The following is a 299-nucleotide window of genomic DNA, read 5'->3' as shown; positions in this document are numbered from 1 at the left end:
TCGCTTTTTCTCAATTATTATGAAAATTAATCTTCCGTTCATAAACTGGTCACAGATTAACAATGATAAGCGCCTTGTGTTATCAGTGGTTGTCTTTACCCTTTCTAATCTCCTTGTATCCTCCGGCGCGCATCTGATCTACCGGGTGTTATTCTTTATCCTGGCACTTCTTATTATTAAGGCGATGAAATCGCTTACGCTGCGTTTTATTCTTGCCTTTTCGTTCACATTACTGACAGCGGCAGATATCAGTATCAGTTTGTATTCATGGTGTACATTCGGTACAACATTTAATGATG

1 protein-coding gene is annotated in these 299 nt (G+C 38.8%); it reads left to right on the top strand.

The window, feature by feature from the left end:
- Positions 1-76: 76 nt before the first annotated feature.
- Positions 77-299, top strand: a 223-nt coding sequence (locus LZP73_RS19990) for a hypothetical protein (RefSeq protein ID WP_234236659.1), incomplete at its 3' end; no start/stop codon positions are given.

The organism is Shewanella sp. AS16 (genome assembly GCF_021412365.1).
GTDB lineage: Bacteria > Pseudomonadota > Gammaproteobacteria > Enterobacterales > Shewanellaceae > Shewanella > Shewanella salipaludis.
Note: the sequence above shows the minus strand (reverse complement) of the source record. Positions and strands in the feature narration are given on the sequence as shown.